General features: G+C 73.5%; 19 protein-coding genes, 1 tRNA gene and 1 riboswitch. Of the genes, 15 read left to right on the top strand and 5 right to left on the bottom strand.

All coding sequences use genetic code 11. From position 1 onward, the window contains the following. Nucleotides 1-279: 279 nt before the first annotated feature. Both ACEZDE_RS14915 and ACEZDE_RS14920 read right to left on the bottom strand, forming a co-directional pair. A tRNA-Ser gene (locus ACEZDE_RS14915) sits at nucleotides 280-368 on the bottom strand. A gap of 175 nt (nucleotides 369-543) precedes the next feature. Continuing rightward, on the bottom strand, nucleotides 544-2,427 hold the full coding sequence (locus tag ACEZDE_RS14920; RefSeq protein WP_380536486.1) for a S1C family serine protease: 1,884 nt from the start codon (nucleotides 2,425-2,427) through the stop codon (nucleotides 544-546). A 271-nt stretch (nucleotides 2,428-2,698) separates the two neighbouring features. Then, nucleotides 2,699-2,812, top strand: a riboswitch (TPP riboswitch). On the opposite strand from ACEZDE_RS14920, the gene ACEZDE_RS14925 reads away from it, so the two are divergent. The 4 genes from ACEZDE_RS14925 to ACEZDE_RS14940 all read left to right on the top strand — a co-directional run bounded on the left by ACEZDE_RS14925 (nucleotide 2,808) and on the right by ACEZDE_RS14940 (nucleotide 7,051). Next, nucleotides 2,808-4,211 carry a purine-cytosine permease family protein gene (locus tag ACEZDE_RS14925; RefSeq protein WP_380536489.1) on the top strand — a complete coding sequence of 468 codons (1,404 nt, stop codon included), beginning with the start codon at nucleotides 2,808-2,810 and terminating at the stop codon, nucleotides 4,209-4,211. It overlaps the preceding riboswitch by 5 nt. A gap of 78 nt (nucleotides 4,212-4,289) precedes the next feature. After that, entirely contained in the window at nucleotides 4,290-5,108 is an 819-nt protein-coding gene (locus tag ACEZDE_RS14930) for a glycerophosphodiester phosphodiesterase (protein WP_380536491.1), read from the top strand. 360 nt (nucleotides 5,109-5,468) lie between these two features. Beyond that, the gene (locus ACEZDE_RS14935) at nucleotides 5,469-5,972 is read left to right on the top strand and encodes an ATP-binding protein (RefSeq protein WP_380536494.1); all 504 of its coding nucleotides are present in this window, start codon (nucleotides 5,469-5,471) and stop codon (nucleotides 5,970-5,972) included. A 92-nt stretch (nucleotides 5,973-6,064) separates the two neighbouring features. Further along, nucleotides 6,065-7,051: a DUF5926 family protein gene (locus tag ACEZDE_RS14940; RefSeq protein ID WP_380536497.1), complete on the top strand. Its 987-nt coding sequence runs from the start codon at nucleotides 6,065-6,067 to the stop codon at nucleotides 7,049-7,051. Nucleotides 7,052-7,280: 229 nt separating this feature from the next. Here ACEZDE_RS14940 and ACEZDE_RS14945 read toward each other — a convergent pair whose 3' ends face one another. Next, nucleotides 7,281-7,961 carry a bifunctional DNA primase/polymerase gene (locus tag ACEZDE_RS14945; RefSeq protein ID WP_380536500.1) on the bottom strand — a complete coding sequence of 227 codons (681 nt, stop codon included), beginning with the start codon at nucleotides 7,959-7,961 and terminating at the stop codon, nucleotides 7,281-7,283. A gap of 357 nt (nucleotides 7,962-8,318) precedes the next feature. On the opposite strand from ACEZDE_RS14945, the gene ACEZDE_RS14950 reads away from it, so the two are divergent. The 4 genes from ACEZDE_RS14950 to ACEZDE_RS14965 all read left to right on the top strand — a co-directional run bounded on the left by ACEZDE_RS14950 (nucleotide 8,319) and on the right by ACEZDE_RS14965 (nucleotide 13,651). After that, the gene (locus ACEZDE_RS14950; protein ID WP_380536502.1) at nucleotides 8,319-9,104 is read left to right on the top strand and encodes a glycosyltransferase; all 786 of its coding nucleotides are present in this window, start codon (nucleotides 8,319-8,321) and stop codon (nucleotides 9,102-9,104) included. 275 nt (nucleotides 9,105-9,379) lie between these two features. Then, a complete protein-coding gene (locus ACEZDE_RS14955) occupies nucleotides 9,380-10,834 on the top strand; it encodes a PP2C family protein-serine/threonine phosphatase (RefSeq protein ID WP_380536505.1) in 1,455 nt (484 codons plus the stop codon). A 307-nt stretch (nucleotides 10,835-11,141) separates the two neighbouring features. Continuing rightward, a complete protein-coding gene (locus tag ACEZDE_RS14960; RefSeq protein WP_380536648.1) occupies nucleotides 11,142-12,566 on the top strand; it encodes an aminopeptidase P family protein in 1,425 nt (474 codons plus the stop codon). Between the two features lie 86 nt (nucleotides 12,567-12,652). Continuing rightward, nucleotides 12,653-13,651, top strand: a complete 999-nt coding sequence (locus ACEZDE_RS14965) for a helix-turn-helix domain-containing protein (RefSeq protein WP_380536506.1) — start codon at nucleotides 12,653-12,655, stop codon at nucleotides 13,649-13,651. A 19-nt stretch (nucleotides 13,652-13,670) separates the two neighbouring features. Here ACEZDE_RS14965 and ACEZDE_RS14970 read toward each other — a convergent pair whose 3' ends face one another. Next, nucleotides 13,671-14,456 carry a MerR family transcriptional regulator gene (locus tag ACEZDE_RS14970; RefSeq protein WP_380536509.1) on the bottom strand — a complete coding sequence of 262 codons (786 nt, stop codon included), beginning with the start codon at nucleotides 14,454-14,456 and terminating at the stop codon, nucleotides 13,671-13,673. Between the two features lie 76 nt (nucleotides 14,457-14,532). Then, the gene (locus tag ACEZDE_RS14975; protein WP_449341708.1) at nucleotides 14,533-15,132 is read right to left on the bottom strand and encodes an ATP-binding protein; all 600 of its coding nucleotides are present in this window, start codon (nucleotides 15,130-15,132) and stop codon (nucleotides 14,533-14,535) included. Nucleotides 15,133-15,494: 362 nt separating this feature from the next. On the opposite strand from ACEZDE_RS14975, the gene ACEZDE_RS14980 reads away from it, so the two are divergent. The 7 genes from ACEZDE_RS14980 to ACEZDE_RS15010 all read left to right on the top strand — a co-directional run bounded on the left by ACEZDE_RS14980 (nucleotide 15,495) and on the right by ACEZDE_RS15010 (nucleotide 24,944). Next, entirely contained in the window at nucleotides 15,495-16,385 is an 891-nt protein-coding gene (locus ACEZDE_RS14980) for a hypothetical protein (protein WP_380536514.1), read from the top strand. A gap of 92 nt (nucleotides 16,386-16,477) precedes the next feature. After that, a complete protein-coding gene (locus ACEZDE_RS14985) occupies nucleotides 16,478-17,272 on the top strand; it encodes a YcnI family copper-binding membrane protein (protein ID WP_380536516.1) in 795 nt (264 codons plus the stop codon). Between the two features lie 158 nt (nucleotides 17,273-17,430). After that, the gene (locus tag ACEZDE_RS14990; RefSeq protein ID WP_380536518.1) at nucleotides 17,431-18,108 is read left to right on the top strand and encodes an SCO family protein; all 678 of its coding nucleotides are present in this window, start codon (nucleotides 17,431-17,433) and stop codon (nucleotides 18,106-18,108) included. After that, the gene (locus tag ACEZDE_RS14995) at nucleotides 18,105-18,578 is read left to right on the top strand and encodes a copper chaperone PCu(A)C (protein WP_380536519.1); all 474 of its coding nucleotides are present in this window, start codon (nucleotides 18,105-18,107) and stop codon (nucleotides 18,576-18,578) included. The genes ACEZDE_RS14990 and ACEZDE_RS14995 overlap by 4 nt, the downstream gene beginning before the upstream one ends. Before the next feature lie 8 nt (nucleotides 18,579-18,586). Further along, complete coding sequence (locus tag ACEZDE_RS15000) at nucleotides 18,587-20,605, top strand: copper resistance CopC/CopD family protein (RefSeq protein WP_380536522.1); 2,019 nt, start codon at nucleotides 18,587-18,589, stop codon at nucleotides 20,603-20,605. Beyond that, nucleotides 20,605-22,002: an iron uptake transporter deferrochelatase/peroxidase subunit gene (gene efeB, locus ACEZDE_RS15005; protein WP_380536525.1), complete on the top strand. Its 1,398-nt coding sequence runs from the start codon at nucleotides 20,605-20,607 to the stop codon at nucleotides 22,000-22,002. Before ACEZDE_RS15000 ends, efeB begins: the two co-directional genes overlap by 1 nt. Nucleotides 22,003-22,118: 116 nt before the next feature. Then, nucleotides 22,119-24,944, top strand: a complete 2,826-nt coding sequence (locus tag ACEZDE_RS15010; protein WP_380536526.1) for a PKD domain-containing protein — start codon at nucleotides 22,119-22,121, stop codon at nucleotides 24,942-24,944. The last annotated feature ends 46 nt before the right edge of the window (nucleotides 24,945-24,990 follow it).

Genomic DNA, 24,990 nt, shown 5'->3' on the forward strand with positions numbered 1-24,990 from the left:
TGGGCACCTACAGTTCCCAGTAACCACGATGTTCCCCTACCATCCCTTGACCACGAACGGCGGGACAGCGCCAGCGAGACCGTGGCTATCCCGGAGCCTGAGACCCCCGCCGAAAGCATGGTTCTGAAGGTTCCCGCTTCATGCCCTTCGGGGCCTATCCAGCGGCGCGCAGCCGCCACGCTAAGAGCGGGATGTGGCACACATTCTGAGACAGGAATCGAAAAGGCCCGGTATCGGAGCCTTCTCCTTTACCGGGCCTGACCTGCGTCTACTGACCTGCGGAGAGCGAGGGATTCGAACCCTCGGTCACGGTTCCCCGTGACGACAGTTTTCAAGACTGTTCCCTTAGGCCGCTCGGGCAGCTCTCCAGGCGCGGGGTGTGAGGTCCGCGCTCAGGGATCTTCTCATGAGTCGGGGGGCGTTGGGGAAGCATTCGGCCCCGTACGGCGTGGATGCCGTACGGGGCCGGATGGTTGGCGGGGGCGGACGGGGCTCGGCGGGGCGAGTGCCCGGGTGCCCGAGGCCGGGTGCCCGGCCCGGTGGTTACTGGTCGCCGACGCGGGAGCCCAGGGTGACGCTGGTGGTGTGGCTGGTGCCGCCTCGGGTGTAGGTGACGCTGACCACGTCGCCGGGGTGGTGCGACCAGATCTCGCTGACCAGGGTGGGGCCGCTGTCGATCTGGACGCCGCCGAGCTCGGTGATGATGTCGCCCGGCTTGAGGCCGGCCTTGTCGGCCGGGCCGCCGGGGGTGACCGCGGGGGTGCCCTGGACCGGTGCGGCGGCGATCTTGGCGCCGTCGCCCTGGTAGGTGTCGTCGCGCAGCACGCCGATGATCGGGTACGTCGGCTTGCCGGTCTTGATCAGCTGGTCGGCGACCCACTTGGCCTGGTTGATCGGGATCGCGAAGCCGAGGCCGATGCTGCCGGACTGGCCGCCGCCCGAGCTCTGGCCGGTCGACTGGATCGCCGAGTCGATGCCGATGACCTGCCCGGAGGAGTTCATCAGCGGACCGCCGGAGTTGCCCGGGTTGATCGACGCGTCGGTCTGCAGCGCGTTCATGTAGGACGTCTGCGCGCCGGTCTCGTCGCCGGAGGCGACCGGGCGGTTCTTGGCGCTGATGATGCCGGAGGTGACCGTGCCGGACAGGCCGAACGGGGCGCCGATCGCGATGGTGGTGTCGCCCACCGCCACCTGGTCGGAGTTGCCCAGTGCCAGCGGCACCAGCGGCTTCTTCGGGGTTCCGTCGATCTTGATGACGGCCACGTCGTAGCCGGAGGCGCGGCCGACGATGGTCGCCGGGTAGCTGGAGCCGTCGGAGAACTTCACCGACAGCTTGCCGCCGTTCTCCGAGGGCGCCACCACGTGGTTGTTGGTGAGGATGTGGCCGTCGGTGTCGTAGACGAACCCGGTGCCGGTGCCGGACTCCTGCGAGTTGCTCGCCGAGATGGTCACCACGCTGGGCAGCGCCTTGGCGGCGATCCCGGCGATGCTGTCGGGCGCCCGGCTGAGCGCCTTGGGGTCGACGCTGGTCGACACGGTGGTGCTGCCGGAGGAGCTGTCGTTGTTCTCCAGCGCGGCGCCGATGCCGCCGCCGACGGCGCCCGCGACGATCGCGGTCGCGGCGAGCAGCGCGATCAGGCCGCCGCGGCGCTTCTTGGGCTTCGCGGCCGGGGCGTACGGGTCCGTGCCGGGCGGCGGGTAGGCCGAGCCGGGGTAGCCGGCGTACGGGGGGAGGCCCCCGCCGTGGCCGTCGCCGGCAGCGTCACCGGTGTGGGCGGCACCGCCGTAGCCGGGCTCGCCGGAGCCGCCACCGCCGTAGGGCGGCTGGTGCAGGCTCTGCTGGGCGGGCGACTCGGCGCCGTATGCCGCCGCGGCGGCAGGAGCCGCCATCGCCGGAGCGGCCGGGGGCTGCTGCGGGTAGGCGGGGGCGTCGGCCGGGTACGCGCCCTGGACCGGCGCGTTGGCGGGCGGGAAGGCGGGTGCGGACGGCGCGGCAGGTGCGGTCGGCGCGGCAGGTGCGCCGTACCCCTGGCCCTGGGCCTGCTGCTGACCCTGGGCCTGCTGCTGGGCCGTGGGTGCGTCCTGGGGAGCCGATCCGGTGTAGGCGGTCGATCCGGTCTGGGCACCCTGGGCGCCCTGCCCGCCGTGGCCAGGCGCGACCGGCAGCACCTCCGTACGCGGCTCGGCGGCGGCCTGCGGCTCGGCGGCCTGCGCTGCGGCCTGCGGCGGCGCGGCCACCGGCGGCGGGAAGCCGGCGAGTGCCGGATCGGCCGGCGGCGCGACGGGCTGGACGACGGTGTCGTCCGTGACGCGTGCGTCAGCCGGCACGGCGCGCTCCTGCGCGTAGGGGAGCGGCCCCGCGCCCGTCCCTTCGGCGGGGGCGGGCTGCTGCGCGCCTGCGTTCCCGTCCTCGTGCTCGGTACTCACGAATGACCTCCTCCTGGGGACCTCGGTCCCAAGCATTGCCCGCCCGGTGTCCGGGCATCGTAAGGGTCAGTCATGCGCTACTTCCCCTGACCGAATCTATAGCGCACCCGTGTGAGAGCTTCCTTAGCCACCCCACAGCCTCGCTCATCCTCGGTTCAGGTCAGTTTCATCCCCATCAGCCCTACGCCGCCCGTCCGCGACCCGCCCACCAGCCATCCACGGCGTGGACGCGACCTTGGCCGGACGCCCGCCAAGCCCTACGATGACGCTCGAACTGATACGCGGGAGCTTGGACCGATCCAGGCTGAGAGGGTGCCGAACCGGGGTGCCGACCGCTTGAACCTGACCGGGTAATGCCGGCGTAGGGAGCTGAGAGCACCATGACGTCCGTTTCGCCTTCCCCCGTACCCCCGCCGCCCCCTTCTTCTTCCGCCCCGCTGCTCCATCAGGGGTCGGCGGGCCCCCGGGCCGAGGCGCCGCTGCTGCTGGACACCGCGCCGCCGCGCACCCTCGGCTTCCGCGACCAGGCCGCGTTCTGGACCAACCTGGGCGTCAGCCTGATCGGCTTCCAGAGCGCGGCGACCGTCCTGGTGGTCAACGGCGCGAACCTGTCCGTCCCGGCCGCGCTCACCGCGGTCGTGGTCGGGACGGTGGTCGGCTCGGTGATGCTCGGCATCGCGGCCGTGATCGGGACCAGGTCGGGCGCGCCCGCGATGGCGATCCTGCGCGGACTGTTCGGCACCCGCTTCTCCTACCTGCCGACCGTGCTCAACATCGTGCAGTGCCTGGGCTGGGGCGTGTTCGAGCTGACCGTGATCGCGATGGGCGCGCACACGCTGTTCGGCGGCGGCCCGCACTGGCTGTACGTGCTGGCGGCCGGGCTGCTCACCACCGTGATGACGATCCGTCCGCTCGGCGCGATCGCCGTGCTGCGGAAGTACGTGGCGGTCGCGGTCGGGCTGGCGATGCTGTTCTTCACGGTCGAGCTGCTGCGCCGCGGCGTGCCCGCGCCCGCGCACGGCAGCTGGAAGGGCTTCCTGCCGGCCACCGACGCGGTGATCGCGGTCTCCATCTCCTTCGTCCCGCTGGCCGCGGACTACACCCGGCACGCGCGCAGCACCCGCAGCTCGTTCTGGGGTGCGTTCACCGGCTACACGTTCTCCCAGGTGTGGTGCTACGTGGTCGGCATGGTGGCGCTGCTGCAGGTGGGCAACGACAGCGACCGGATCTTCAGCACCTTCATGGGGATCACCGCGGGCTGGGTGTTCTTCGCGGTGCTGGTGCTGCGCGAGGCGGACCAGTCCTTCGCCAACGTCTACTCGACCGCGATGTCGGTGCAGAACCTGCTGCCGCGGGTGGACCGCCGGGTGCTGACCGTGCTGCTGGGCGCACTGGTCACCGGGCTCGCGCTGCTGGTCACCGACTTCAGCGAGTACGAGGCGTTCCTCGGCCTGATCGGGGCGGTGTTCGTGCCGCTGTCGGCGGTGCTGGCGGTGGACTTCTTCTTCGGCGCGGGACGCCGCGAGGGCGGCTGGGACCTCTCGGAGGGGGCGCCGGCCCGCTGGCTGCCGCTGCTGCCGTGGGCGCTGGGGTTCGCGGTCTACCAGCTGATCTATCCGGCGGAGCTGACCGGCTGGGCGAGCGGGTGGACCACGTTCTGGGCGCACGCGCAGAACGCGCTGCATGTGCATCCGCAGGTGTGGACGTCGGCGTCGCTGTTCTCCTTCGCCGTCCCGGCGCTGGTCACCTGGCTGCTGACGCCGCTGCTGCGGCGGGGACGGTAGCGCCGGCGCGGATCGCGGTCGCCAAGTGTTCACCTGGGGTGACCGGGGTCCGCGGGCCGCGCGGATTATCGTGGTGGCGTGTCCCGTGTACACCCGACCCCGGTCGTCCTGCCGAACCGTGCCGCCACCCAGGTGGTGGCCCACCGCGGCGCCTCCGGCACCTTCGCCGAGCACACCCTGGCCGCCTACAAGCTGGCCGTCGACCAGGGCGCGGACGCGCTGGAGTGCGACGTCCGGCTGACCGCCGACGGCCACCTGGTCTGTGTGCACGACCGCACGGTCGACCGCACCTCCAACGGCCGCGGCGTGGTCTCGACGCTGGAGCTGGCCCAGCTGTCCGAGCTCGACTTCGGCTCCTGGAAGGGCGACCCGGTCGACTGGACCGACACCGAGCACACCGCCGTGCTCACCCTGGAGCGGCTGCTCGAACTCGCCACCGACTGCGGCCGACGGGTCGAGCTGGCCATCGAGACCAAGCACCCCACCCGCTACGCGGGCCTGGTCGAGCGCAAACTCCTGGAACTGCTGCACCGCTTCGATCTGGTCACCCCGAGCAGCGGCGAGCGCTCCCCGGTCCGGATCATGAGCTTCTCGCAGCTCTCGCTGCGCCGGGTGCGGGAGCTGGCCCCGGCCGTCCCCACCGTGTTCCTGACCGAACGGGTCCCGCTGCGCTTCCGCGACGGCAGCCTGCCGCACGGCGCGAAGATCGCCGGACCCGGCATCGAGCTGGTCCGGGAGAACCCCGGCTACGTCGCCGCGCTGCACCGCGCGGGGCACCGGGTGCACGTGTGGACGGTGGACGATCCCGAGGACGTGGAGCTCTGCCTGCGGCTCGGCGTGGAGGCCGTCATCACCAATCATCCGCGCCAGGTACTTGACCAGCTGGGCCGCCAGTAACGACCATACGAAGACCGGGACGACGGCCGGTGGCCGCGGGGCGAACGCGCGGCGACCCCCGACAGGCGCACGCGGGCGTGGATGAATGGCTGGAAAATCCCCCGGATCGTCATTCTTCACCACCCCCGATAAACCCTCAGTAACCAGGTGGCTACGCATAGTGAAATGCGTGCCGGGGGTTCGATTTGTGATGCCGAGAAGGCAGGTTGCGGTCCTTCTATTCTCGTTTCCGCTGTGCTCGCACCGGGCATTCACACCCTGGTTGACAGCTGAGGAGGAGGTCCGGGGGTGGCGCTGGTGGTAGCGCGAGATGTGCCGACTTCTTCGGCGACCATGGCCGTGCCGCATGGTCCTGAAAGCGTGAGCGCTGCACGACGTCGTCTTCGCAAGGACCTCGCCGGACAGCAGGTTCCGGACGTCGTCATCGATGACGCCGTCCTCATACTCTCCGAACTGCTGAGCAACGCGTGCCGCCATGCCCGGCCGCTGGAGCCGGTGCCGGACCTGGTCGAGAGGGACGCGCGGGCCGAGCCGGACCGGCCGGACGAACGCGCGGAACCGGCCGGGTACCGGGACGGCTACGTCGAGGACGGCCGGGTGGTGGTCGGCTGGGAGCTGCACAGCGACGGCCTGCTGACGGTCGAGGTGACCGACGGCGGCGGGCCGACCCGTCCCAGGCGCGGCAGCCCTTCGCTGACCGCCCGCGGCGGGCGCGGGCTCGGCATCGTCGGGCAGCTGGCCAGCGACTGGGGGGTACGGGACGCGCCGGGCGAGGTCACCGTGTGGGCGGTGCTGCCGGTACGCGCCCGGCACGCGCGCCGCGGCGACGCCGAGCACGGGGCGACCCAGATCGCCTTCCCCTGAACTGCCGCCCCGTCAGGCTGGCCGACCGGACGGCCCGGCGGCACTAGGCTCGGGGCGGAAGAGTGAGCCGCCCCCTCGGGAGAATCCGCACCATGGCCAAGAAGCCCGCCAAGAAGGCGCCCGCGCGCGCCCAGTCACCCGCCTCCGCCAGTGGGGAGATCCCGGTCGTCGGCGCGCGTGAGGCGTGCCCCTGCGGCTCGGGCCGCCGCTACAAGGCCTGCCACGGCCGCGAAGCCGCGCACGCCGTGCAGGAACTGGTGCAGCGTCCGTTCGAGGGGCTGACCGGCGAGGGCGACTGGGTCGCGCTGCGCGAGCTGGTCCCGGCGGCGACCGTGCCGCTGACGCTGACCGCCGAGGCACTGGCGGGAGCCACCGGCGAGGTCCCCTCGGTGACCCTGGCGACCGTGCTGCCGATGGCGTGGCCCGCCATGCGCCGGCAGGACGGCAGCGTGCTGCTCGGCCTGCAGACCCACAGCTCCTCCGGCGACATCAGCCGCGACCTGGCGGACGCGCTGGTCCAGGCGCTGGCCATGGAGCCGGGCAACCCCGTCCCGCCGCGCCGTCCGGCCGCCGACTCCGCGCGGCTGCAGGACCTGCTGGACTCCTCGGCGCCGTTCGAGCCGACGGTGCACACCGGGTTCGAGTTCTGGCTGGAGGACGCGGATTCGGCCACCGGCGAGGTCGCCGCCTCGCTGGAGCAGGCGAACGCGGCGGTCATCCCGACCGTCCGGCTGGGCTCGGTCGACACCGCCTACTGGTGCTCGGTCCCGGACCGGAACCACCTGCGCTGGGTGATGCCGCACGCCGAGGAGACGCTGCTGGACGCGCTGGCGCGGCTGGCCGCGGCCGACGAGGCCGGGCTCGGCGAGGGCACCAAGCTGGTCGGCTCGTTCCGGGCGCACGGGCTGACCGTGCCGGTCTGGGACCTCCCCTCGGCGATGACGGCGGACGACTGCGAGAAGCCCGCGGCGGCCTTCCTGGAGCGGCTGGCCGGCGCGCTGGCGCAGACCGCGCCGCTCTCCGCGGACGAGCGCCGGGCCCGCGCCGGACTGGTGAACCGTCAGGTAACCCTGGGATGAGCACGCTCCCATGACGGAGCGTCGACCCCCGGGAACATTCCGCCACTGATATCCGTGATATGCGTCACATAATCCTCTGAAGGGACGCATTCACAGCGTTCTGGGGTGTCTGGGGAATTTGCTTGCCGGGCAAAACTTGTTACGGTTTAAACAGCTCAGTCGCTGGTGCATCCCCCGTCGCCAGCGGCTGAGCCTTCATCATTTCCGGGCCCGTTCGGTGCGCCGGCGCTCAGTACGCCAGCCGCGCGCCGTCCGGCACCGCCGCGCTGGCGGCGACCAGGGCGCCCATCAGTTCGCCCACCGCCGGGAGCCACGGCGCGCCGTCCCCCGCCGGCTCGCGGACCCAGCGCACCGCCCCGGCCCCGGTCCTGGACGGCGGCAGCACCGCGTAGCCGCCGTCGCCGTGGTAGCGCAGGCTGGTCGGCACCCACTCCTGGGCCACCAGCAGCTCGCCCAGCTCCGGCAGCGTGTAGGGCGCGACCAGCAGCACGTACCGGGTCGGGGTGGCGATCACCGGGCCGGTCCTGATCCGCAGCGCGTCGAAGTACTCCAGCACCCGGACCCCGGCCGCGGCCGGGAGGCTCACCGCGGACACCCGGCCGCCGGTCGCGACCAGCACCGGCGCGTCCGGGCGGCGGCCCCACCACCACTCCACCATCCGCGGATCGGTGGTGGCCGCGAGCAGTGACGGATCGTCAGGGTGCGCGCCGGGGGTCGGGCAGTCGGGGCGCGCGCAGCGGCAGCCGTCCCGGTCGGCGGCGGCCCCGGGGAGCACCGGCCAGCCCCAGTCGGCCGCGCAGGCGGTCGCGGTCGCGAGCAGCAGGCCGCGCTCGCGGCGTACGGCGGCCCGGGGGCGCGCCGACAGCCGGGAGCGGAGCAGGGTGACGAGGGTGGTGCGGGTCCCGCGCATGAGCACTCGTTCCTTTCCGTGAGCCAGTCAGGGATCGGTACGTGACCTCGCGCAAAAAGAAGCGCACCACGCCCGCGCGCTGTGCGGAACCCGGCGAGGGGGTGGCGCAGGGTGGCGATTGAACCGCCGTCCTCACCGGGTTGTACCCCGGAAGCCGAGGGATCCCCCAGTATTTCCCGCGCGGATTCCAGCGTCGCGCATCGTCCGGATTGACGCAGCAGAACCGGCCCCGGTTCCACCGTTCGGGTCAGTACGGCTGCCCCTGGGGGCAGTTGCGGGGACGGCCGGGCAGGCCCTCGGGCATGGGCATGTCCGGAACGGTACGCACACGGGCCCCGGTGATCGTACGATCCGGGGATGGATGCGCAGCGGGAGTCCGGAAGCGACGGAGCCGACCGGATGCGGGGTGGCCGGAATACCGCGGCTGCCGCCGCGGACACGGCTTCTGACGCGCCGTCCGGAACCCCCGCGGTCGCCGTGGTGGTGCCGGCGCACAACGAGGCCTCCCGGATCGCGCTGACCGTGCTCGCCGCGCGTCGGCTGCCCGGGGTGGACCTGGTGGTGGTGGTCGACGCCGGGTCCACCGACTCCACCGCGCGGGTCGCCGAGGAGTCCGGGGCGGAGGTGGTCCGGCTCGGCGCCAAGGTCGGCCGGACCGCGGCGCTGCTGCGCGGCATCCGCCTGGTCGCCGACGCGGACCCGGCCGGAGCCGACCCCCGGCACCTGCTGCTGCTGGACGCCGATCTGCAGCAGAGCGCGGCCGAGGCGGTCCGGCTGCTGGAGCCGGTGCTGGCCGGGACGGCGGACCTGGTGCTGGCCGGGGCGGAGCCGGAGGCGGCCCGGACGGCGCGCGGCGCGGCCCGAGCGGCCCGGCGCGGGATCGCGCGGGCCACCGGCTTCGCCACCACCCGTCCGCTCGCCGCGGAGCTGTGTCTGACCAGGGCTGCCTTCACCGCCGCCGAGCCGCTGTCCGAGGGATCGGGGGCCGGTCCCGGTCTGATCATCGACCTGCTGCGGCAGGGCTTCCGGGTGCTCGAAGTCCCCGTCCCGTGGGACCACCGGGCCAGCCGCCGCGGCCTCCGGGCCCGGCTGCGGGAGGCCGCGAGACGGCGCGAGGTGCGCAGAGCACTGGCGTCGCGCTGACTCTGCGTCAGCGAAATCGCAAAACGAACGCCAGAACGATCACAGAGAGCGACGTTTTCGGCGGACGATTCGGGCAATGACACCAATCAACCGGCAGCTCGCAGTTCTGGACATCACCCGATCGGTATGTGTAGAAGTGAGTCATTAATTGCCGTAAGGCATGACATGGGGGTGCACAGTGACTGATTTCAGACAAATGAAGCACACGCCCCTCCTGGCTGCCCCTGTCGGCCATTCACTCTGCGTTACCCCACTTGGTGCGAAGGGCGTACGACATGGCTGAGTCACCCTCACCCCGCGCCGGTCGGACCCTCGACGGTCAGGCCTTCGACGGCCAGCCGCTCGGCTTCCCGGCCCCGACCGCGCCGCAGCCCGCCCCGTCCACACCGGGCCAGCGCGCCGCCGCGCTCGCCGAGCCGCTCGGCGAACCCCGGGTCGAACCCCTCGCCGAACCGCTCGCGGACCTCACCCTGCTCTGCGACCTCACCGAGCGGCTCACCGCCGCCACCGGCCTGGAGGAGGCGCTGCGCGCCGTGCTGCAGGCCGGGGCCGCCATCCTCGGCGCCCCGCGCGGCATGCTGCTGCTCACCTCCAGCTCCGACCCGCACACCCCCGCCCTCGGCACCGTCGACTCCCCCGGCAGCACCATCGGCCTCGGCCTGGACCGTCCCGCCCTCGGCGCACTGGAGACCGTGCCGCGCGACAGCGGCCCGTACGCCGGACTGCTGCACGGCGAGCCGGTGGTGATCGTCCCGGGGCCGATCACCGACGACTCCCGGTTCAGCGACGTCGCCGCCCACCTCGGCATCGGCGCCTCCTACGCGCTGCCGCTGACCGGCCCCGACGCGGGCGGCGAGCCGTTCGGCGCGGCGGTGTGGTTCTACGACGCCCCGACCGTGCCCGGCGAGCACGCGCAGCGGCTGGCCGGCCTCTACTGCTCCGCCGCGTCCCGGCTGATCACCAAGGAGATCGAACGGGACCGGCTCCGCCGCACCGCCGACGCGCTGCGCCGCGGGCTGCTCCCGGACCGGCTGCCGCGGGTCCGCGGACTGCGGCTCGCCGCCCGCTGCCTCCCGGCCGGGCTCGACCTCTCGGCCGGCAGCGACTGGTACGACGCCCTGGCCCTGCCCGACGGCGGGCTCGCGCTCAGCGTCGGCAGCGTCACCGGCGGCGGCCCCGACTGCGCCGCCGCCATGGGCAGGCTCCGGGCTGCGCTGCGCGCCTACGCGGTACTGGAGGGCGAGGACCCGGTGGCCGTGCTCGGCGACCTGGAACTGCTGCTCAAGGCCACCGAGCCGGCCCGCACCGCGACCGCTCTCTACGTCTACCTCGACCCGCGCAGCAGGCAGTTGTCGCTGGCCGGGGCCGGACAGTGCCCGCCGCTGCTGGTCACCTCGTTCGGCGCCAGCTTCGTGGAGACCTCGCTGTCCGCCCCGCTGGGCATGCTGAGCTGCTGGGAGGCCCCCGGGGTGGAGCTCCGCGCCGACCGCGGCGACCTGCTGCTGCTCTACACCGAGGGCCTGGCCCGCCGCTGCGGCAACTCGCTGCACGCCGGGCAGGCCAAGCTGCGGTCGGCCGCGGCGGCGGCCCCGCGCGAGACCCGGCAGGACCCGGAGCGGTTCTGCGCCCACCTGCTCAGCAGCTGCCTGGACGGCTCGGACCAGCAGAGCGCGGCGGGCGGCGGCTCGGGGGCGGACGACATCGTGCTGCTCGCGGCCCGCTTCGAGTAGCCGGTCCGCAAGGCCGCTCCACAGAGCCGCACCGCAAGGCCGGACCGCACAACCCGGCCACGGAGCCGAGCCGCAGCCGTCCGACCTGCGGCGGCGGGGCCGCACCCCTCCCGCTCACCCGTTCGCACGCCCTAGGATTGTAGGGACCGCCCACCCGTCTCACCCCTGACGCGCCGGGGCGGTCCCGTACGACGAGGAGGCGACACAGGTGAACGACGCGACCCGGGACGTGGATCCGACCCAGGCGGCAGCCGACACGGCCGCGGCCGAGGAGACCGACACGGACGCCGAGGCCGGGCAGCCGCCCATCAAGGCCCGGAAGAACGGCCTCTACCCGGCCCTCTCGGACGAGCTGGCCGAGGTCATGAAGTCCGGCTGGGCCGACACCGAGCTGCGCGACCTCGCCCCCGCCGAGCAGTCCGCCTACGCCGCCAAGCGCCGCGCCGCGCTGTCCGCGCGCTTCCCCGGCGACCGGCTGGTGATCCCGGCCGGCGGCCTGAAGACCCGCGCCAACGACACCGAGTACGCGTTCCGCGCCTCCAGCGAGTACGTGCACCTGACCGGCGACCAGACCGAGGACGCGGTGCTGGTGCTGGAGCCGCGCGAGGAGGGCGGACACGACGCCGCCGTCTACCTGCTGCCGCGCTCCGACCGGGAGAACGGCGAGTTCTGGCTCGACGGCCACGGCGAGCTGTGGGTCGGCCGCCGGCACAGCCTGGCCGAGGCCGAGGCCCTGCTCGGGCTGCCGACCAGGGACGTCCGCAAGGTCGTCGCGGAACTGGCGGTCACCGCCGACGAGAAGCCCGCGACCACCCGGGTCGTCCGCTCCTACGATGCCGCACTGGAGTCCGCGCTCGCCGAGCACACCACCCGGCACGGCGACGAGGAGCTGCGGATCTTCCTCAGCGAACTGCGCCTGGTCAAGGACGACTGGGAGGTCGCACAGCTGCAGGCCGCCTGCGACGCCACCGCCAAGGGCTTCACCGACGTGGTGCGCGAGCTGGCGCAGGCGGTGGCCACCTCCGAGCGCTGGATCGAGGGCACCTTCTACCGCCGGGCCCGGGTCGAGGGCAACGACATCGGCTACGGCTCGATCTGCGCCGCCGGACCGCACGCGACCACGCTGCACTGGGTCCGCAACGACGGCGCGGTCCGCCCCGGCGAACTGCTGCTGCTGGACGCGGGCGTGGAGACGCACACCCTCTACACCGCCGACGTGACCCGGACCCTGCCGATCGACGGCCGCTTCAACGACCTGCAGCGCAAGATCTACGACGCGGTGTACGACTCCCAGCAGGCCGGGATCGCCGCGGTGAAGCCGGGGGCGCGCTACCGCGACTTCCACGAGGCCTCGCAGCGGGTGCTGGCCGAGCGGCTGGTGGAGTGGGGCCTGGTCGAGGGCCCGGCCGAACGGGTGCTGGAACTGGCGCTGCAGCGCCGCTGGACCCTGCACGGCACCGGCCACATGCTCGGCCTGGACGTCCACGACTGCGCCCACGCGCGCACCGAGGCGTACGTCGACTGCGTGCTGGAGCCGGGCATGGTGCTGACCGTCGAGCCCGGACTCTACTTCCAGGCCGACGACCTGACCGTGCCGGAGGAGTACCGCGGCATCGGCGTCCGGATCGAGGACGACATCCTGGTCACCGCCGACGGCAACCTCAACCTCTCGGCCGCGCTGCCGCGGAGCTCGACCGAGGTCGAGGCGTGGATGGCGGGGCTGAGCGGCTGACGGCCGGTCAGGCGGCCGGCCCGGCCGGTCGGCCGCCGACCGGGCGGGCTGATGGCGGGATCCTGGTGAAGGCGTAGGATCCCGCCATGCTGACCATCGCCCCGCGCCCGCCGTCCGAGACCGCGCACACCGTCGCGGTGCTGGCCTTCGACGGCATGGCGCCGTTCGAACTCGGGGTGGTGGTCGAGGTGTTCGGGCTGCACCGGCCCGAGGTCGGCGACATCCCCTGGTACGAGCTGCTGGTCTGCGCCGAGCAGCCGGGGCGGGACCTGCGGGTGGTCGGCGGCTTCAGCGTCAAGGCCGAGCACGGCCTGGACGCGCTGGCCCGCGCCGACACCGTGATCGTGCCCGGAGTGGCCGACACCCGCGGCGAGGTGCCGCCCGCGGTGGTGGCCGCGCTGCGGGCGGCGCACGCGCGCGGGGCGCGGCTGGTGTCCATCTGCTCCGGCGCGTTCGCGCTGGCCGCGACCGGGCTGCTGGACGGACGGCGGGCCACCACCCACTGGCGCCACGCCGCGCTGCTGGCGGAACGGTACCCGGAGGTCGAGGTCGACCCGGACGTCCTCTACGTCGACGGCGGCGACGTGCTGACCAGCGCGGGCAGCGCGGCCGGTATCGACCTCTGCCTCTACCTGGTCCGCCGCGACCACGGCGCGACGGTCGCCAACACCGTCGCCCGCCGGTTCGTGGTGCCGACCCACCGCGAGGGCGGGCAGGCCCAGTACATCGAGGCGGCGGTACGGCCGGTGGCCGAGGAGGACGACGGGATCGCCCGCAGCATGGCCTGGGCGCTGGACCGGCTCGCCGAGCCGCTGACCGTCCCGGCGCTGGCCCGCGCCGCGCGCATGTCCGAGCGCTCCTACCTGCGGCACTTCGCCCGCCGCAACGGGACCAGCCCGATCCGCTGGGTCATCGCCCAGCGGATCTCGGCCAGCCTCCCGCTGCTGGAGGCCGGGGACGGCACGGTCGAGGAGGTGGCGGCTGCGGTCGGCTTCGACAGCCCGGCCACCTACCGCCACCACTTCACCCGCGCCCTGCGCACCACCCCGACCGCCTACCGCCGCGCCTTCACCCGCGCGGCCTGAGGCCCCGCGGCCACGGCGGCTACCGCTGCTCCGGCCCCGGCCGGGAGGCAGCTTCGCCGCGATCGGCGTTGGCGAGGACGGCGTCGTGGAACCAGGCCGCGCCGCCCTCCACCTCCTTCTCGTAGGTCGCCTGGAACCGCGGGTCGGCCAGGTACATCTCGGCCAGGCCGCGCTGCATCGCGTAGGAGCAGTCGTAGAAGTTGCGGCTGATGTGCTGCCGGTGCTCCTCGGCGACGTCCATCGCCTGCTCGCTGTCGGCGGGCACCCCGGCCCGCACCCCTTCGGCGATCCGGCGCATGATCGCGTCGCCCTCGGCCTTGATCCGGATCCAGTCGGCCTTGGTCAGCCCGGCCGCCTTCTGCCGGGACTGCTTCCAGGCGCCGGACTCGCCCCAGCGCTGCTCCGCCTCCGCCTCGTACTCCTGGTAGCCCTCGCCGAAGATCTCGAACTTCTCCTCGGGGGTCAGGTCGATGCCCATCTTTCGTGCCTCCATTGCCTGCTCCACAGCCGCCGCCATCTCCTGGAGCCGGGCGATCCGTCCGGTCAGCAGCGCGTGCTGGCGCCGCAGGTGCTCGGACGGACCGACCTCCCGGTCGTCCAGGACCGCGGCGATCTCTTCGAGCGGGAAGCCGAGCTCGCGGTAGAAGAGGACCTGCTGCAGCCGGTCCAGGTCGGCGTCGTCGTACCGGCGGTAGCCGGACGGCGTGCGCGCGCCAGGGGACAGCAGCCCGATCTCGTCGTAGTGGTGCAGCGTGCGCACCGTGATCCGGGCCAGACCGGCGACCTCGCCCACCGAGTAGCTCATGCGTTCTCGCTCCCTTCCGTGCCCCAGCCTGGGTCCTCACGTCGCGTGAGGGTCAAGCGCGGAGCCGGAGGCGTCCTCAGGAGGCGTGCTGGAGCGGGCGGTCGCGGTACTTCAGCACCTTGTCGAAGGAGACCACGGCGCCGCTGCGCGGGTGGTTGCGGAACTGGACGTGGTCCATCAGCGCCCGGATCAGGAACAGCCCGCGACCGCTGGTGGCGTCCAGGTCCGGCAGCTCCGTCCCGGCGTCGGCGGGGATGCCGTCGAACGGGAACAGGTCCTCGAAGGGCAGGTGGTCGTCGCCGAAGAGGTCGCAGTCGTCGAACGGGTCGCAGACCGCGAGCGGGACCACCGGCAGCGACCGGACCGGCAGCGGGGCGGGCCGACGGCGCCGGGCGCGGGCGGTGCAGGGGCCGGTGCGGGCGGGGACCGGCGGGGTGCGGGCGGGGTCGGTCGAGAAACCCGGTCCGTTGTCGGTGATCTCGACCCGCAGGCAGCCGTTCTCGATGGTCGCGGTGACCTGGAAGCCGCTGTCCTCGCCGGTCGCGGCGGAGTGCCGGGCGTGCTCGACGGCGTTGGCGCAGGCCTCGGTGAGGGCGACCCCCACCTCGTGCGAGATGTCCGGGTCGACGCCCGCGGACGCCATGGTCCCCAGCAGGATGTGCCTGGCGAGGGGCACACTGGCCGGCTCACGCCGAAGGTGCAGAGACCACCAGATGTCCACGGCAGGTTCCTCCTGGCTGCGGCTCCACATACCACTACCTATAACCGAGCGTCAGACGAATCAATCGCTCTGACGGAAACTTGTCACCCCGCCGGCGGAAGTGCGGAGGTGGAAGCACCCGGGGGAGCATCAGCGGGAGCGCGCACAGGGGCGCGTGCGCTGGCGTACGCTCCCGTCGCTCCGCGCCTTCCGGGACGGTTACGCCCGACCCAGCCGTTGACCGCTCCCGAGCCGGTGAGAGACTTGCCCCTGCCATGCATCCGTCCCCAGCCGCCCCGGTGCGCACGCCGGGCCGCCCCGCCCCACTGGACCTCCGCGTGTTGAGGGCACTGCCCTTCGCGGTGGTCTGCGTCGTGGTGTCCGCGCTGGGCCACCGGATGGCCGGCGGCGGGGCCGTCCCGCCCTGCGCACTGCTGGTGGGCGGCGCGGCCGTCTGGGTACTGGCGGCGGCGCTGGCCGGACGGGAGCGCTCGCTGGCCTCGATCGTGTCCGGCCTGGCCGTGGGCCAGCTCGGACTGCACCTGCTGTTCCACAGCGCCGTCCTGGGCGGCAGCGGGATGGCGGACATGCCCGGGATGGGCGGCATGACGGGGACGGGCGGCGGCGGCATGGCCGCGATGCCGGGGATGGCCGACATGCCCGGGATGGCGGGCATGGCAGGCATGTCCGGCATGGCCGGGACCGGCGGCGGCCACGGCGGGGCCAGCGCGCTCGCCGCGCTCGCGGCCAAGCTGCTGTGCGGGCCGGGCGGCGCGGCGTCCTCGGGGCTGACGCTGCCTCCGGGCACCACCGCGGCCCAGATCGTCAGCCGGGCCGGGATAGACCCGCACCTGGTCCTGGCCAACCCCCCGCACCTGCCGCTCTGGGCGCACGTCGGCTTCCTCGGGCTGACCCCGCTGATGCTGCTCGGCCACCTCGCCGCCGCGCTGGTGGCCGGTTGGTGGCTGCGCCGCGGCGAGGTCGCGCTGTGGCGGGTGCTGCGGGTCACCGCGCAGGTCACCGAGACCCTCGCCAGGACCTGGACCGCCCCGCTGCGCACCCTGCTCGCGCTCGCCGCGGCGCTGCTGCGCGGACTCCTCGGGACGCTCGGCCCGGAGGCCGCGGCCCGGTTCCGGCGGCTGGACCGCGACCGGCGGACACCCCTGCGCACGGTGCGGCTGCGGCACCAACTGGTCCGGCGCGGCCCGCCACCGGCCCTGGCCGCCTGACCCCGCGTCGCGCACCTCCGGAGAGGAGCGGCGGGACAGGTCGGCCACCCGTGCCCGTCCCCCTGTCCCTCCACCACTGGAGAGCTACTTCCATGCGCCGTACCTTCACCCTGGCCTCACTGGCCGCAGCGGGCGTCCTGCTGCTCGCGGTCCCGGCCTCCGCGCACGTCACCGTCAACCCGAACAGCGCCGCCCAGGGCAGCTACACGGAGGTGAACGTCCGGGTCCCCAACGAGCAGGACAAGGCCGACACCACCAAGATCGAGTTCTTCCTGCCGACCGACCACCCGATCGCCTCGGTCTCCACCGAGAGCGTCCCCGGCTGGACCGTCTCCGTGGTCAAGGCCAAGCTGGCCAAGCCGCTGACCACGGACGACGGGCAGGTCACCGAGGCGGTCTCGGAGATCGTCTGGAGCGGCGGGGCGATCAGGCCCGGCCAGTTCCAGGACTTCGCGCTGTCGCTCGGCCCGCTGCCCAGCGACACCTCCTCGCTCACCTTCAAGGCACTGCAGACCTACAGCGACGGCACGGTCGTGCGCTGGATCCAGCCGAGCGTCCCGGGCCAGCCCGAGCCGGACAACCCGGCGCCGGTGCTCAAGCTCACCGCCCCGGCCGCCACCGCCGACAGCAGCACCGGCGCCAGCGCCGGAGGCGGTACGAACGCCGCCGACGCGGGCGCCGGGGGCGGTGGCAGCAGCGAGGCCACCTCGCCGACGGTGACCACCGCGGCCTCGGTCAGCAGCAACAGCGACACCCTGGCCCGGGTGCTCGGCGGGATCGGCCTGGTGGTCGGCCTGCTCGGCATCGGATTCGGGTACCTCGGCTGGCGCCGCGGCGGCAGCGGGGGCAGCGGCACCGCCGGAACCGTCGGCAACAGCGGTCAGTGACCGTGCGCGGGGGCGGGCGGCGGCGTGACCGCGCCGGACCGCCCGCCCCCGCGCAACCGGCGGCCGTACCCGTACGCCGCAGCCCCGCGGTCAGCGAGCCCGCAGCTTCGCAGCACCGCACCCCCGCACCACCCCCGTCCCAGGAATGGATCACCCCGATGCCGCACCACCTGCGCCGCCGCTCCCTGCTCACCGGCGCCGTCGCCACCTCCGGCGCCCTGCTGCTCACCGCCTGCTCCTCCTCCTCGAACGCCTCGTCCTCCTCCGGCGGCGGGGACGCCGCCGCCCAGGTGGCCGGGCAGGGCGGCGCCAAGTCGCCCTACCAGGGCCTCAACCTGGGCCGCACCTTCGACAAGCCCGACGTGCCGTTCACCGACACCAGCGGCAAGCCGTTCAACATCGCCCGGCAGACCGCGGGCAAAGCGGTGCTGCTCTACTTCGGCTACACCCACTGCCCCGACGTCTGCCCCACCACCATGGGCGACGTCGCGGTGGCGGTCTCCGGGCTGACCAAGGCCGAGCAGGCGGAGGTCCAGGTGGTCTTCGTGACCACCGACCCGGCCCGGGACACCCCGGCCGCGATGCGCACCTGGCTGGACTCCTTCAACCCGGCCTTCATCGGGCTGACCGCCCCGATCGACACCGTCATCGCCGCCGCCAAGTCGGTCGGCGTCGGCGTCACCGCCCCGACCAAGGGCCAGGAGCCGGTGCACGGCGCGCAGGTGCTGGCCTACTCGGCGACCGACGGCAAGGCCCACATCATCTACACCAGCGGCACGATGGCGCCGACCTACCAGCACGACCTGCCGCTGCTGATCAAGGGGGTCGCGGTATGAGGCGGGCCGGTCTGGCCGCCGCGGCGGGCGCGACCGTGCTCGGCGTAGCGGCGCTGGTCGCCTGCGGAGCCGGCTCGTCCGGCAGCGGCGGGGACGGTTCGCCGGCCCGGATCAGCGTCAGCCACGCCTACATACCGCTGCCCGCGTCGCCGGACATGGCCGTCGCCTACTTCGACCTCAGCAACGGCGGCGGCAGCGCGGACCGGCTGCTCGGCGTCAGCAGCCCGTCCGTGCAGAGCGCGGAGCTGAACCAGTCAACCGCCACCTCGATGCACGCCGTCGACGGCGTGGACGTGCCCGCGCACGGCGAGGCGCACCTCGCCAGGGGCGGCACCCACGTGATGCTGATGGGGCTCAGCCCCGCGCCCAGGGTCGGGCAGACGATCGAGCTGAAGCTGACCTTCCAGCACACCGGCACGATCACGGTCCAGGCGACCGTCCAGCCGCTGACCTACCAGCCACCGGAGTGACCGCCGCCATGACGCAGACCGCCACCGCCACCGCCTCCGCCTCCCGCTTCCTCGGCCCGCGCCCGCGCCTGGGGGGCAGCAGCCGCGGCACCGCGCCGCGGGGCCGGTTCCGGGCCGCCGCGCTGCTGACGCTGCTCGCCGCGATGTTCGGGCTGATGCTCGCCGGAGCCACCGGTGCGTCCGCGCACGCCGCGCTGCTGTCCACCGACCCCAAGCAGGGGTCGGTGGTGCAGACCGCGCCGACCCAGATCGTGCTGCACTTCAGCGAGCAGGTCACGCTGGAGCAGGACGCCATGCGGGTGTACGACCCGGCCGGCAAGCGGATCGACACCGGCGGCACCGGGCACGCGGGCAGCGACGACACCACCGCCAGGGTCGCCCTCGTCCCCGGCCTGGCCGAGGGCACCTACACCGTCGCCTGGCGCGCGATCTCCGCCGACACCCACCCGGTGTCCGGCGCGTTCACCTTCTCCTACGGCCACGCCTCCGCCACCACCAGCGTCGCCGGGGAGCAGGCCACCAAGGGCAGCACCCTGGTCGGCGCCCTGTACGGGGCCTCCCGCAGCGTCCAGTACGGCGCGTACGCGCTGCTGGTCGGGCCGGTGGCGCTGGTGCTGCTGTGCTGGCCGGCCGGGGTGCGGCTGCGCGCGGTGCAGCGGCTGATGCTGGGCGGCTGGGCCGGGCTGCTGCTGGCGACCGTGGCGCAGCTGCTACTGCGCGGGCCGTACGAGGCGGCGAAGGGGCTGGGCGGATTCTTCGATCTGACGATGATTCAGCAGACCCTGCACGAGCACCTGGGCACGATGCTGGTGGTGCGGATCCTGCTGCTGGCGGCGGCCGGGGTGTTCCTGTCGCTGCTCGGCGGGCAGGCCGGGGTGGGCCTGCCGGAGACCGAGCGCACCGACCCGGCGGCGGAGCGGCGGCTGCGGGTCACCCTCGGCATCGCCGGGGCGGTCCTCGCCATCGCGCTGGCCTGCACCTGGGCGCTCGCGGACCACGCCTCGGTCGGCATGCAGGTCGACCTCGCGGTCCCGCTGGACGTGGTGCACATCCTCAGCATGGGCTGCTGGCTCGGCGGCCTCGCCGCGGTGCTGCTGGGCCTGCGGACAGCCGCCGCGGACGGCGGGATCGGCCCCGAGCAGGTGCAGCGGTTCTCCACGGTGGCGCTGTGCTCGGTCACCGCGCTGGTCGGCACCGGCGTCTACCAGGCCTGGCGCGGCCTCGGCAGCTGGGACGCCTTCACCGGCACGACGTACGGGCGGCTGCTGCTGGTCAAGATCGGCGCGGTGCTGGTGATACTCGCCGCGGCGTGGATGTCCCGCCGCTGGACCGCGATCCTGCGGACGGAGCCGCGCGGAGGGGACGCCGTAGGCGGGGACGTAGCCGCGGGCGGGGGCGGGGACCCGGGCGCGGGCAGCGTCCCGGCCACCGCCCCCGCGGACCCCGTGCGGGCGGCGCAGCTTGCTCGGCAGCAGGCGGCACGCCGTTCCGTCGCCGTGGCGCGGGCGCGGGAGGCGAGCCCGGCTCGCGGCATGCTGCTGCGTTCCGTCCTGCTGGAGCTGACCTTCGCGGTCATCGTGCTGGTCGTCACCACGCTGCTGACCAACGCCCCGCCCGGACGCTCCGTCACCGCCCAGGCGCAGGGCCGGTCCCAGACCGGGACGTCCACGCAGAGCGGCCCGGTCGACCTGAATCTGGCCTTCGACACCGGTGGCAGCACCGACAACGCCAAGGGCAAGGTCAGCATCGACATCGACCCGGCCCGGGTCGGCACCAACCAGCTGCACGCCTACGTCTACGACAGCAGCGGCAAGCCCGCGGACGAGCCCGAGCTGGATATCCGGGTCATCCTCCCGGCTAAGAGCCTCGGCCCGTTCGACGTCCAGCTCGACAAGCTCGACGTCGGCCACTGGGCCAGCTCCACCCTGCAGTTGCCGATGGCGGGAAGCTGGCAGCTGCAGGTGATCATCCGTTCCGACGACATCGACGAGACCACCGTGACCGCCCCCATGCAGGTGAGCAGCTGATGACGACCACGAACGACCGGGGCGGGTCCCGCCGCAACGCCCGCCCCGACGACGAAGCCGCCGCCACCGACACCCCCGCCGCCACCGGCAACACCGCCCCCAGCGTCTCCCGGCGGCGGCTCCTCGCCACCGCCGGGGCGGCCGGGGCCGCGGGCCTCGCCGTCGGCGCGGGCGCCCTCGCCGCGACCTCCGCCGCCTCCACCCCTGCCTCCACCCCCGGCGGCGCCGCCCCCGGCAACCCCGCCTCCGACAGCGCCGCCGGGGGCGCCCCCGCCCTCACCTCCCTCGGCGCGCACGCGTACCCGTTCCACGGCGCGCACCAGGCCGGGATCGTGCAGCCGATGCAGGCCCGGATGCTGTCCACCGCCTTCGACCTCACCGCGGGCACCGGCCGTCCCGGCCTCACCTCGCTGATGAAGCGCTGGTCGGCCGCCGCCGCGGCGATGGCCGAAGGCCGCACCCCGCCCGGCCTCACCGACGACGACACCGCGCTGGACGCCGGGCCCTCCTCACTGACCGTCACCTTCGGCTTCGGGGCGCCGGTCTTCGCCAAGGCCGGGCTGGCCGCCCGGCTCCCGGCCGCGCTCGCCCCGCTGCCGCCGTTCCCCGAGGACGCGCTGGACCGCCGCCGCAGCGACGGCGACCTCTGGGTGCAGGTCTGCGCCGACGACGCGCTGGTCGCCTTCCACGCGATGCGCACACTGCAACGGCTGGCCGCGGGGGCGGCCACCGTCCGCTGGCAGATGAGCGGCTTCTCCCGCAGCCCCGGCGCGACCGCGCAACCGCGCACCGGGCGGAACCTGATGGGGCAGATCGACGGCACCAACAACCCCAAGCCGACCGACTCCACCTTCGACGCCCGGGTGTTCGTCCCGGCGGAGCCCGACGCCGGGAAGGGTCAGCCGGCCTGGATGGCGGGCGGCAGCTACGCGGTGTTCCGCCGGATCAGGATGCTGCTGGACCACTGGGACCAGCAGACGACGGACCGTCAGGAGCAGGTGATCGGCCGTCACAAGGCCTCCGGCGCACCGCTCTCCGGCGGCGCCGAGACCACCCCGGTCGACCTGGCCAAGCTGACCCCGGACGGGGCGCTGGCGATCCCCGGCGACGCGCACATCCGGGTCGCCACCCCGGACGCCAACCAGGGCGCGGCGATGCTCCGGCGCGGCTACTCCTACCACGACGGCCTCCGCGCCGACGGCTCTCCGGACGCCGGGCTGCTGTTCGTCGCGTTCCAGTCCGACCCGCTGACCGGCTTCGTCCCGGTCCAGCGCAAGCTGGCCCGCGCCGACGCCCTCTCCGTCTTCATCGCCCACGAGTCCAGCGGCCTCTACGCCGTCCCCGGCGGAGCGGCCGACCCGAGCGGCTATGTGGGGCAGGCGCTGCTGGAGGGGTGAGTGAGCACACACTTGCCAAAGTACGTACCCGTAGGGTTATTCTCAGCCAGCCATTTCGGCACACCATCGATCGAGGTCACGGCGCACGCCTTCCTCCGCTCACAGAGGAACACGCCATGCCGCGCCGCCGCACGACGATGACCGCTGCCGCTGCCCTGACGCTGATCGTCGGCGTCCTGAGCACGGCGGGCGCCCACGCGGACGCCCCGTCAGCCACCGACCTCTACGTCAACCACAGTGCCCAGACCTGCGACGACGGCGGCCCCGGTTCCCTGGCAGAGCCCTTCTGCAGCATCCAGGCCGCGGCCGACCTGGTGACCCCGGGCCAGACCGTGCACATCGAGGCCGGCTCAGGGGCCGCGTACTCCGGTTTCACCCTCACCCGGTCCGGCACCACGGCGGCACCGGTGTCCTTCGTCGCCGAACCCGCGAGAGCGCAGATCTCGGTCAACGGCCCGATCACCGTCGACGGGGCCCACGACGTCTCGTTCACCGGGCTCGGCAGCACTGCCAACAGTTCCTTCCCCGGCCAGTCCGCGCTGAAGGTCACCGGCTCCCAGCGAATCGTCGTCAACGCCGCGAGGTTCACCGTCTACGCGGCCGACCCCGCCGCCGCGGTGTCCGTGGACGGCGCCTCGTCGGAGATCACCCTCTCCCGGCTGCGGATCACCCGGGGTGCGGGTTGGGGCATCGACGTCCAGCCGGGGGCGCGTTCGATCGTCGCCACCGGCGACATCATCACCTCGCTGGGGGTGGTCGCCCCCGCCCTGGGCGGAGTGCACGCCGACGGCGTCGCCGGGATCACGGTGACCGGCGACAGCGTCAACGCGCGCTGCGGATCCGCGATCAGCATCACCGGCGCCTCCTCGGGCTCCATCGAGAACGTCGTCGCCGTCGGGGCGGGCCTCGTGACCCAGTCCAGCTGCACTGCCGCGGGCTCCTCGGCCAGCACCGAGATCGAGGTCTCGGCCGCCGCCGCTGCCCAGGTGACCAGCGACTACAACGACGTGTACGCCAGCGGGTACGGCACCGCCTACAACTGGGCCGGCACCACCTACCCGACCCGCGCGGCGCTGCTCGCCGCCACCGGCCAAGGCGCCCACGACATCAGCTCGACGGTCGGCATCGACCCGGCATTCGGGTTCGTCTACCTGGAGGGATCGCCCGCCATCGACTCGGGTGACGCCGACGCCCCGGGCGAACTCCCCACGGACATCGACAACACCGCGCGCGTGGACGACCCGCTGGTGCCCGACACCGGCACCGGATTCGTCGACCGCGGCGCCGTCGAGTTCCCGGACCAGGCCCAGGTGCGGAACTGGACCGTCCCGCAGGCCTACGCCACCGTGCCCGCCGGCATCACCGCGAATGTGACCAACCCCTGGTCCACCCCGGTGACCTACCAGTACGACTTCGGCGACGGCACGGTCACCACCTCGTCGTCGGCCACCGTGACGCACACCTACGCCACCGCGGGCGTCGACCGGGTGACCGTGCACGTCCTCGGCGCCGACGGCGCCACCGTCCTGACCACGAGCGTGGACGACCTGACCGTGGACCCGCTCCCGGCGCTGCAGCCCGGCGTCGGCGCCGACCCGTCCGACCCGGCGAAGCCGGACGTCGTCACCGTCGCCTTCCGCTCCAGCAGTGCGTTCGGGATCAGCGACCACCTGGTCGACTTCGGCGACGGCTCCCCGGCCCAGCACTACGCCGGGAGCACGACCGGAGCCACCCACACCTACCCGCACCCCGGCAGCTACACGGTGAAGGACACCGTCACCGACAAGGGCAGCCGCACCGCTACCGGCACCGCACAGGTCGTCGTCGGCGCGGCCTACGTCCCGCTCGACCCCTCCGTGCGGTTCCTGAACACCGCCACCGGGGTCGGCGCGGCCAAGAAGAAGATCGGTGCGGGCGGCACGGTCCGGCTCAAGATCGCCGGAGTGCACGGCATCCCCAGCAGCGGCGTCAGCGCGGTGACCATGAACGTCACCGACACCGACGCCACCGCCGACGGCTTCGTCACCGCCTACCCGGACGGCAGCCCGCGGCCCGCGGTGTCGCATCTGAACTTCAAGGCCGGGCAGATCAACCCCAACGAGGTGACGGTCCCGGTCGGCAGCGACGGCTACGTCGACCTCTACAACTTCTCGGGCAGCGTCAACCTGCTCGCCGACGTCCAGGGGTACTACACCACCAAGGCCGGCGCCTCGCCGTCGCAGAGCGGCCTGGTCCCGCTGCAGCCGACCCGGGTGCTGGACTCGACGGTCGGGCCCGGTGAGACCCTCCTCCAGGCCATTCCGAGAAGCGTGCTCTCGTCGATCCGCAGGGATCCGATCGCCGTGGTCCTCAACCTGACCGCCACCGCGGGCACCGCGTCCAGCTACGTCGCGGCGGACTCACGGTCCCTCTACACCACGCCGCCGACCACCTCGGTGCTCAACTTCCGGGCCGGGCAGACCACGTCCAACCTGGTGGTGGTCCCGGTCGACCCGCAGGGCCAGGTCTCGCTCTACAACCACTCCGGACGCGTCCGCCTGATCGCCGACGTCCAGGGCTACTACACCGACGACCCCTCGGCGCCGTACGTGCCGGTCACGCCCACCCGGATCCTGGACACCCGCAACGGCACCGGGCTCCCCAGGAGCGCCGCGGTCGGTCCGAACGCGACCGTGCACACCTCCGTCCCGACCGCGCTCGGCGTCCCGGCCGGCGCCGACGTCCTGGTGAACCTCACCGGGACGGGCGCCACCGCCGACACCTTCCTGACGGCCTACGACGATGACGCACAGCTGCCCGGCACGTCCAACCTCAACCTCGTCCCCGGCCAGACCCGCCCGGTACTGACCCTCGCCCCGACCGACTCGCTGGGCAGGCTGTCGGTCCACAACCACTCCGGGAACACCAGTGTCATCGCCGACCTGGAGGGCTACTTCGGCTGACCGCGGGCTGACCACAAGCTGAGACCGGCCCCCTCGGGGGCCCGGT

The sequence above is a fragment of the Streptacidiphilus cavernicola genome (assembly GCF_042510955.1).
Taxonomy (GTDB): Bacteria; Actinomycetota; Actinomycetes; order Streptomycetales; family Streptomycetaceae; genus Streptacidiphilus; species Streptacidiphilus cavernicola.